This is a genomic window from Streptomyces sp. NPDC049577, from assembly GCF_040675635.1.
Lineage (GTDB): Bacteria > Actinomycetota > Actinomycetes > Streptomycetales > Streptomycetaceae > Streptomyces.
Genome location: NZ_JBFAPH010000303.1, coordinates 1 through 7,703, shown reverse-complemented (window position 1 = coordinate 7,703; position 7,703 = coordinate 1). Strand labels below are relative to the sequence as shown.

Here is a 7,703-nt window from a genome sequence, read left to right as displayed (position 1 = left end):
TGTCGCCGAGCGTGATCAGTGCTTCCTTGCAGCCCAGTTCCGCGCCGCGCCGGGCGACGGCGAGGACCTCGTCCGGGGACATGAACATCCCCTCGAAGTACGACGCCTCGCCGAAGGACAGCTCGTGCGCCGCCCAGGGGTGGGGGTCGCCGGTGGTGAGCACCAGGATCTCGCCGGGCGCGCGCCCGCTGTCGAGCAGCAGGTCGACGGCCTCGTCCGCGGCGTCCAGGGCACCCTCCGCGGAGGCGGGTATGAGCTGGATCTGCGCGGTGGCCGCCGGGGCGGCCGGGGCCGCGTCGCGCGGGGCGGGCGAGCACGGACCGGTGGCCCGACCGCCGTGCGGGCCGGGGACGGCGGGCCGCATCGGGGCCGGACGGGGGCCGGGACCAGGGACGGGACGAGGGGTCGGCGCGGGGCGGCCGGCGGCCGCCACTGCGCGGGGACCCGGGACACTCTCGTGAATCTGAGGCTCCTCGGGGATGAGAGGCATGAGTTGATGTTTATCAAACGCCGGTGCGATTCGCGTCGGCGGGTGGCGGTTCCGGCCACTCGCACGACGAACCGTCGCACCCGCCGGCCGGAATCGCCTCAGAAGTCGAAGCCGAGTTGGCCACGGGCTTCCAGGGCCGCGGTTTCCGGGTCGGGACGGACCCGCTTCAAATGCTGCCATCCGGGCAGCGCATCGAGATAGGCCCAGGACATCCGGTGATGCGGAGTCGGACCCAGCTTCTCCAGCGCGGCACGGTGCACCGGCGAGGGGTATCCCGCGTTGTCGCAGAACCCGAAGTCGGCGTGGTCGGCGCCCAGTTCCGCCATCATCGTGTCGCGCCGGACCTTGGCGATCACCGACGCCGCGGCGACGACGACACAGGACTGGTCGCCCTTGATGACCGTACGGACCTTCCAGGGATCGCCGAGGTAGTCGTGCTTGCCGTCGAGGATCACCGCGTCCGGCCGGACGGGCAGCGCGCCCAGGGCGCGCGTGGCGGCCAGCCGCAGGGCGGCCGTCATGCCCAGCTCGTCGATCTCCTCCGGGGAGGAGTGGCCGAGCGCGTAGGCGGTGACCCAGCTCTCCAGCTCCACGGCCAGGGCCGCGCGCCGCTTGGGCGTCAGGAGCTTGGAGTCGGTCAGCCCCTCCGGCGGGCGGCGCAGTCCGGTGATCGCGGCGCACACGGTGACGGGGCCCGCCCAGGCGCCCCGGCCGACCTCGTCCACCCCGGCGACGATCTTGGCTCCGGTCGTCGCGCGGATCGAGCGTTCGACGCGATGGGTAGGCGGTTCGTAGGGCATGGCGTCAGCTAGGTTACGCCCCGCCGGTCACGGGCGGAGCCCCGCCCCCGCCTCCCGCCGCCCGGTCAGCGCGCGGCGGCGGGGAGCCAGCCGGGAAGGGGCTCGGTGCGCTCCAGCCAGTCGCTCGGCGGAGCGCCGCGTTCCGCCGCGGCGACGACTCCGCCGGCGATCGCGCTCGTGGTGTCGACGTCCCCGCCGGCCCGCGCGGTCGTCCAGAACGCCGCCGCGAAGTCGCCGAGGTGGCGGGCGGCGGCCCACAGGGCGAACGGCACGGTGTCATGGGCGCTGGTGCGGCGGCCGCAGCCCAGTACGGCGGCGACGGTCGTGGTGTCCGCGTAGTCGAGCATGTCGCGGGCGCGGCGCAGTCCCGCCTGCACGGCGCTGCGCGGCACGAGCGCGATCACACCGTCCAGCAGTTCCTCCGGGCCGGCCGAGCGCTCCGGGTCGGCGGCGATCGCCGCCGCGGCGGCCACGGCCATGCTGCCGACCACCGCCTCGCGGTGCTGGTGGGTGGTGTACGCGGAGATCTCCGCCTGGTGCGTGGCCTGCTCGGGATCGTCGGCGTACCACGCGCCCAGCGGGGCGACGCGCATCGCGGCGCCGTTGCCCCAGGAGCCCTGGCCCTTGAAGAGCGCCGAGGCCAGCTCGCGCCAGTCGCCACCCTCCCGGACCAGGCGCAGCATCCGGTTGACAGCGGGCCCGTAGCCCCGGTCGAAGTCGTGGTGCTCGGCGAACGAGCGCGCGAGGGCGTCCTGGTCGATGCGGCCGTGCTCGGCCAGGACGGCCAGCACGGAGCAGGCCATCTCGGTGTCGTCCGTCCACTGCCAGGGGGAGGAGGGCAGCTCACGGCGCTGGAGCGAGGGATAGTTGGCGGGGACGAAGAACTGGGAGCCGAGGGCGTCACCCACGGCCAGCCCCCGCAGGCTCGCCAGGGCTCGGTGGAATCGGTCAGCGCTCATCGCAGCGAACTCTAACCGGTGTAGCCGTACGATTCCGGTGTGCACCAGCGCTCGAACGGCCTGTCCAGGTGATACTTCCCGTCCGTTCCGAGCAACAGGGCGCGCATGTCGCCGTTGCCGGGATTCGACAGGCATTCGAATTCGGGGACGGTCCAGTGCAGCCAGCGCATGCAGAACAGTCTCATGGTCAGCCCGTGGGTCACGAGGAGGACGTTCGGCGGGTGGTCGGGGTCCTCGAAGCTGCGCCACAGGCTCTCCAGGAACGCGCCGACCCGGTCGTAGACGTCCGCTCCCGACTCGCCCTGGGTGAAGCGGTAGAAGAAGTGCCCGTAGGCGTCGCGGTAGGCCTTCTGGCGGCGCATGTCCTCGCGCTCCTGCCAGTTGCCCCAGTCCTGCTCGCGCAGCCGCGGCTCCTCGCGGACCCGGACCAGGCGGGGATCCAGGCCCAGGGCCAGGAACGTCTGGTGGGTGCGGCGGTAGGGCGAGACGTACGCGGAGACGCGCTCGTCGCCGAAGAGCTCCCGCAGCCTGGCCCCGGCCTTCTCGGCCTGCGCCCGGCCGGCCCGCGTCAGGCTCAGGGCATGGTCGGGCTCGCGCTCGTAGACCGTCTCGTCGACATTGCCCTCGGACTCTCCGTGCCGGAGGAGAACGATGCGCTTCGGCCGTCCCATGGCGCCACCCTAAATCGAACACGGGTCGGCTGTCGTGCGGAACGCCGCTTGTCCGGGGCCTGATCCACTCGCGCGGATCCGCCGGACCGGGCGCGCGGGCCGGACGGAAACGCGGCCCGGGCCGGTCGGACGATCCAGGCAGCCGGACGATCCAGGCAGTCAGCCGCCCCGGGCAGTCAGACGGTCCAGGACGGCTCCACGGACACGACATCGCCCGTGATCGCCGCGACGTCGGCCTCCGTCTGGGCGCGCAGCGCGAGCCGCTCGATGCGCTCCGTGCGGTACTTGCCGTGCTCTGCCTCGGAGTTCCACAGCGACAGCACGAGGAACTCCTGTCCCGGAGCGGCCCCGAAGAGTCCGCGCAGCATGCCGGGCGAACCCGCCATCGCCGGGTTCCACACCTTCTCCTGCATGAGGGTGAAGTGCTCCACCCGGTCCTCGCGGACCCGGCAGTGGGCGATGCGGACCACGTCCGCGTCCGTGAACTGTGGCTGAAAACCGACCTTCACGTCGAAGCGGTGCTCGAAGAGCCTCACCTGCACGTCCTTGTACGTACCGGCCTGTGCGGCCGCGAGCCTGTCGTGCGACCGCGCCATGAAGGAGTCGTAGAACGCGCGGCTCTCCCAGAAGCCGAAGAGATGCGCGACGCCGGGGCGCCCCCGGCTCCAGCCTCCGCCCTGCCCCCGGAATCCGGGCTCGCCGAGCAACCCCGCCCACTTCCGCTGTCCCCGCTCGAAACCGCGGCGGTCCGTCACGGTGCAGCGAATCCACTTGACCAGCACCGCGCCATCGTACGGGGCGGAAGGGGGCGGACATCAGCTACCGGAGGAGTACACCCGCGCGAGCGTCTCGGCGTCCTCGTCGTCCAGCTCGATGCCGAATTCCCACGACAGCACCTCGGCCAACTCCTCGGCGCGCACCTCGCGTTGCCGGACGGATCCGTCGGGGCGCGCGGTCTCCAGCACGGAACCGACCAGGGTGCGGCGCAGGCCGGGTTCGGTGCGCTGCACCACGAGCCGGGAGACGAAGGGTGAGCGGGGATGCGTGGAGATGTAGTGGTTCATCACCCGGTAGTCCGCGGGGATCCGCTCCTCCGGCCCGAAGGCGTAGAGGTCGAACCAGCCGTCGGCGTGCAGCGTCCGCACCACGCGCACATCCGGCTCCGCGCGCTCCAGCGCGAACGTCCACTCCCCCTGCCGCTCCCGCACGCCGTCCCGGAAGGGCAGCGGCTCCAGCAGCCCCTCCCCGCCGAACCCGACGTCGCACAGCCAATCCTCGCCCGCGGCCGAGACCTTGAGCGCCATGTGCGTGACCGCCCGGACGACATCGCTGCCCATGCGCACCCGCGCGCCGATCCCGGTGACGCCGAACCCTATGCGCTCCAACACGGCGGCCAGCAGCAGATTCTGCTCGAAGCAGTATCCGCCGCGCTGCCGCGCGACCATCTTGTCCTGCAGCGCCTTGATCTCGAGCGGCACCGGGCGGCCCAGCACGATCTCAAGGTTCTCGAACGGGAAGGCCGCGACATGGGCGCGGTGCACCGCCCGCAGCGTGGCCGCGTCGGCCCGCACGCTTCCGGTCAGCCCGATCCGCGCGAGGTACGCGCCCAGGTCCAAGTCGCCGCCGTTCCACATGGAATCACTCATCCCGAGGTTTCTCCCTCATGCCGGGTCATCCCCCCAGTATTCACACAGCGGTTCGCTACGATCACCGCATGGACGCTCTACCGGGGGAACCGCAGTCCTGCTGAGCAGTCCTACCGAGCCGGGGAGGGGACATCACGGTGAACGGTCTCAACAAGGGCCTGGGAAAGATCGAGATCCAACTCAAGTGGGACCCCAGTCCCACCGGCGAACCCGACCACGACCTCGACCTCGTCGCCGCCACCTACCGGGCGGACGACCCGTACGGCCGGCCCGCCTACCTCGTCCACTTCGACAGCCGCTCGCCCGACGGCACGATCAGTCTCAACCGCGACAGCCGGACGGGCCAGGGCTTCGGGCCGGACGAGGTCATGGTCCTGGAGCTGGACCGGCTCTCCCCGGACTACGGCCGTGTGGTGGTCGGCGTGGCCATCCAGCAGGGCGCCGGCCACATCACCTTCCACGACGTGGCGAACACCGGCGTCCTGATCCTCCAGGGCTACACCCGCCTCGCGGAGGACGACCTCTCCGGCGTCGCGGGCGCCACCGCCGCGACGGTCGCGGAGTTCACCCGGGACACGACCGGGGAGTGGCGGTTCCGCGAGGACGTCCGCGGATTCGACACCGATCCCGCGACGTTCGTCCGGATCATGGGCGAACGCCCCGTCTGACCCGCTCGCGGGCCGAGAACGCCCGAGAGGGTGCCGACCGGTGGTCGGCACCCTCTCTCACGTGCTGCTCAGCAGCCTCCGGGCGGGCGGAGGATCAGCTGCAGCCGCTGGTCGAGCCGCAGCCCTCGCAGAGGTAGCAGCTGCCCGCGCGGCGCATCTTGGTGCCGCAGGAGAAGCACAGCGGGGCGTCCGCGTTGAGGCCGAGGCGCATCTCCGCCAGCTCGGTGGAGTTGTGGGCCTGCTTCGGGGCCGGGGCGGCCACGGGCTGGGCCGGGACCTCGGGCTTGGGGGTCGGGGCGTGGCGCGGGGCCGACTGCGCCAGGCCCTCCACGTCGACGTCCTCGTCGGACGGCTCGTAGGAGCCGGTGTCCAGGTGGCGCTGGCGCTCCTCGGCCGAGTGGATGCCCAGGGCCGAGCGGGTCTCGAACGGCAGGAAGTCGAGGGCCAGGCGGCGGAAGATGTAGTCGACGATCGACTGCGCCATCCGCACGTCCGGGTCGTCCGTCATGCCGGCCGGCTCGAAGCGCATGTTGGTGAACTTCGAGACGTAGGTCTCCAGCGGCACGCCGTACTGCAGGCCGACCGAGACGGCGATCGAGAAGGCGTCCATCATGCCCGCGAGGGTCGAGCCCTGCTTGGACATCTTCAGGAAGACCTCGCCGAGGCCGTCGTCCGGGTAGGAGTTGGCGGTCATGTAGCCCTCGGCACCGCCCACCGTGAAGGAGGTGGTGATGCCCGGACGGCCCTTGGGCAGGCGCTTGCGGACCGGGCGGTACTCGACGACCTTCTCCGGGGCGGGGGCCGCGGAGGCGGACTCGGCCTTCTTCTCCTCCTCCTTCTTCTTGGCGGAGAGCGGCTGGCCGACCTTGCAGTTGTCGCGGTAGATGGCGAGGGCCTTCAGGCCCATCTTCCAGCCCTCGAAGTAGACCTCCTCGACCTCCTCGACCGTGGCCGACTCGGGCAGGTTCACGGTCTTGGAGATCGCGCCGGAGAGGAAGGGCTGCGCGGCGGCCATCATGCGCACGTGGCCCATGGCGGAGATCGCCCGCTCACCCATGGCGCAGTCGAAGACCTCGTAGTGCTCGGGCTTCAGGCCGGGCGCGTCGATGACGTTGCCGTGCTCGGCGATGTGGGCCACGATCGCCTCGACCTGCTCGGGCTGGTAGCCCAGGCGCTTGAGGGCCTTGGGGACCGTGTTGTTCACGATCTGCATCGAGCCGCCGCCGACGAGCTTCTTGAACTTCACCAGCGCGAGGTCCGGCTCGACGCCCGTGGTGTCGCAGTCCATCATCAGGCCGATGGTGCCGGTCGGGGCCAGCACGGAGGCCTGGGCGTTGCGGAATCCGTTCTTCTCGCCGAGGCGCAGGACGTCCTGCCAGGCCTCGGTCGCCGCGGCCCACACCGGGGTGTCCAGGTCGTCCATCCGCCGGGCGGCGGTGTTGGCGTCCGCGTGCTGCTTCATGACGCGCTTGTGGGCGTCGGCGTTGCGGGCGTAGCCGTCGTACGGGCCGACGACCGCGGCCAGCTCGGCGGAACGCCGGTAGGACGTACCGGTCATCAGCGAGGTGATGGCACCGGCCAGGGCGCGGCCGCCGTCGCTGTCGTAGGCGTGGCCGGTGGCCATCAGCAGGGCGCCGAGGTTGGCGTAGCCGATGCCCAGCTGGCGGAAGGCGCGGGTGGTCTCGCCGATCTTCTGGGTCGGGAAGTCGGCGAAGCAGATGGAGATGTCCATCGCGGTGATGACCAGCTCGACGACCTTGGCGAAGCGCTCGGCGTCGAACGACTGGTTACCGGCGTCGTCGTCGCGGAGGAACTTCATCAGGTTGAGGGAGGCGAGGTTGCACGAGGAGTTGTCCAGGTGCATGTACTCGCTGCACGGGTTGGACGCGGTGATCCGGCCCGTCTCCGGCGAGGTGTGCCAGTGGTTGATCGTGTCGTCGTACTGGATGCCGGGGTCGGCGCAGGCCCAGGCGGCCTCGGCCATCTTGCGGAAGAGCGACTTGGCGTCGACCTCCTCGATGACCTCGCCGGTCAGCCGGGCGCGCAGCCCGAACTTCGAGCCGGTCTCGACGGCCTTCATGAACTCGTCGTTGACGCGGACGGAGTTGTTGGCGTTCTGGTACTGGACGGAGGTGATGTCGTCGCCGCCCAGGTCCATGTCGAAGCCGGCGTCGCGCAGGGCGCGGACCTTCTCCTCCTCCTTGACCTTGGTCTCGATGAACGCCTCGACATCGGGGTGGTCGACGTCGAGGACGACCATCTTGGCCGCGCGGCGGGTGGCGCCACCGGACTTGATGGTGCCGGCGGAGGCGTCGGCGCCACGCATGAAGGAGACCGGGCCGGAGGCGTTGCCGCCGGAGGAGAGCAGCTCCTTGGAGGAGCGGATGCGGGAGAGGTTCAGGCCGGCGCCGGAGCCGCCCTTGAAGATCATCCCCTCTTCCTTGTACCAGTCGAGGATCGACTCCATGG

Annotated in this window: 7 protein-coding genes and 1 pseudogene; 1 reads left to right on the top strand and 7 read right to left on the bottom strand. The window is 71.1% G+C overall.

Annotated elements, in window-relative coordinates; genetic code table 11:
- From AB0K09_RS26245 to AB0K09_RS26220, 6 genes and pseudogenes are all read right to left on the bottom strand, one after another.
- Positions 1-490, bottom strand: a pseudogene (locus AB0K09_RS26245) (hypothetical protein); the annotation flags it as partial.
- A 98-nt stretch (positions 491-588) separates the two neighbouring features.
- A complete protein-coding gene (locus AB0K09_RS26240) occupies positions 589-1,290 on the bottom strand; it encodes a ribonuclease HII (protein ID WP_366067859.1) in 702 nt (233 codons plus the stop codon).
- 65 nt (positions 1,291-1,355) lie between these two features.
- Positions 1,356-2,249 carry an ADP-ribosylglycohydrolase family protein gene (locus AB0K09_RS26235; protein WP_366067858.1) on the bottom strand — a complete coding sequence of 298 codons (894 nt, stop codon included), beginning with the start codon at positions 2,247-2,249 and terminating at the stop codon, positions 1,356-1,358.
- An 11-nt stretch (positions 2,250-2,260) separates the two neighbouring features.
- Entirely contained in the window at positions 2,261-2,920 is a 660-nt protein-coding gene (locus AB0K09_RS26230; protein ID WP_366067857.1) for a histidine phosphatase family protein, read from the bottom strand.
- A gap of 176 nt (positions 2,921-3,096) precedes the next feature.
- The gene (locus AB0K09_RS26225; protein ID WP_366067856.1) at positions 3,097-3,702 is read right to left on the bottom strand and encodes a YdbC family protein; all 606 of its coding nucleotides are present in this window, start codon (positions 3,700-3,702) and stop codon (positions 3,097-3,099) included.
- 33 nt (positions 3,703-3,735) lie between these two features.
- Entirely contained in the window at positions 3,736-4,566 is an 831-nt protein-coding gene (locus AB0K09_RS26220) for an arylamine N-acetyltransferase (RefSeq protein ID WP_366067855.1), read from the bottom strand.
- Between the two features lie 131 nt (positions 4,567-4,697).
- Between AB0K09_RS26220 and AB0K09_RS26215 the strand changes: the two genes are divergently transcribed.
- Entirely contained in the window at positions 4,698-5,234 is a 537-nt protein-coding gene (locus AB0K09_RS26215) for a TerD family protein (protein ID WP_366067860.1), read from the top strand.
- A gap of 94 nt (positions 5,235-5,328) precedes the next feature.
- Here AB0K09_RS26215 and AB0K09_RS26210 read toward each other — a convergent pair.
- Positions 5,329-7,703: vitamin B12-dependent ribonucleotide reductase (locus AB0K09_RS26210; RefSeq protein ID WP_366067854.1), on the bottom strand; the 2,375-nt coding region annotated here is incomplete at its 5' end.

Bases quoted from the DNA above. Each gene is read 5' to 3' on its own strand.
- AB0K09_RS26235 (WP_366067858.1), bottom strand. From the start codon at position 2,249: ATGAGCGCTGACCGATTCCACCGAGCCCTGGCGAGCCTGCGGGGGCTG.
- AB0K09_RS26220 (WP_366067855.1), bottom strand. From the start codon at position 4,566: ATGAGTGATTCCATGTGGAACGGCGGCGACTTGGACCTGGGCGCGTAC.
- AB0K09_RS26230 (WP_366067857.1), bottom strand. From the start codon at position 2,920: ATGGGACGGCCGAAGCGCATCGTTCTCCTCCGGCACGGAGAGTCCGAG.
- AB0K09_RS26240 (WP_366067859.1), bottom strand. From the start codon at position 1,290: ATGCCCTACGAACCGCCTACCCATCGCGTCGAACGCTCGATCCGCGCG.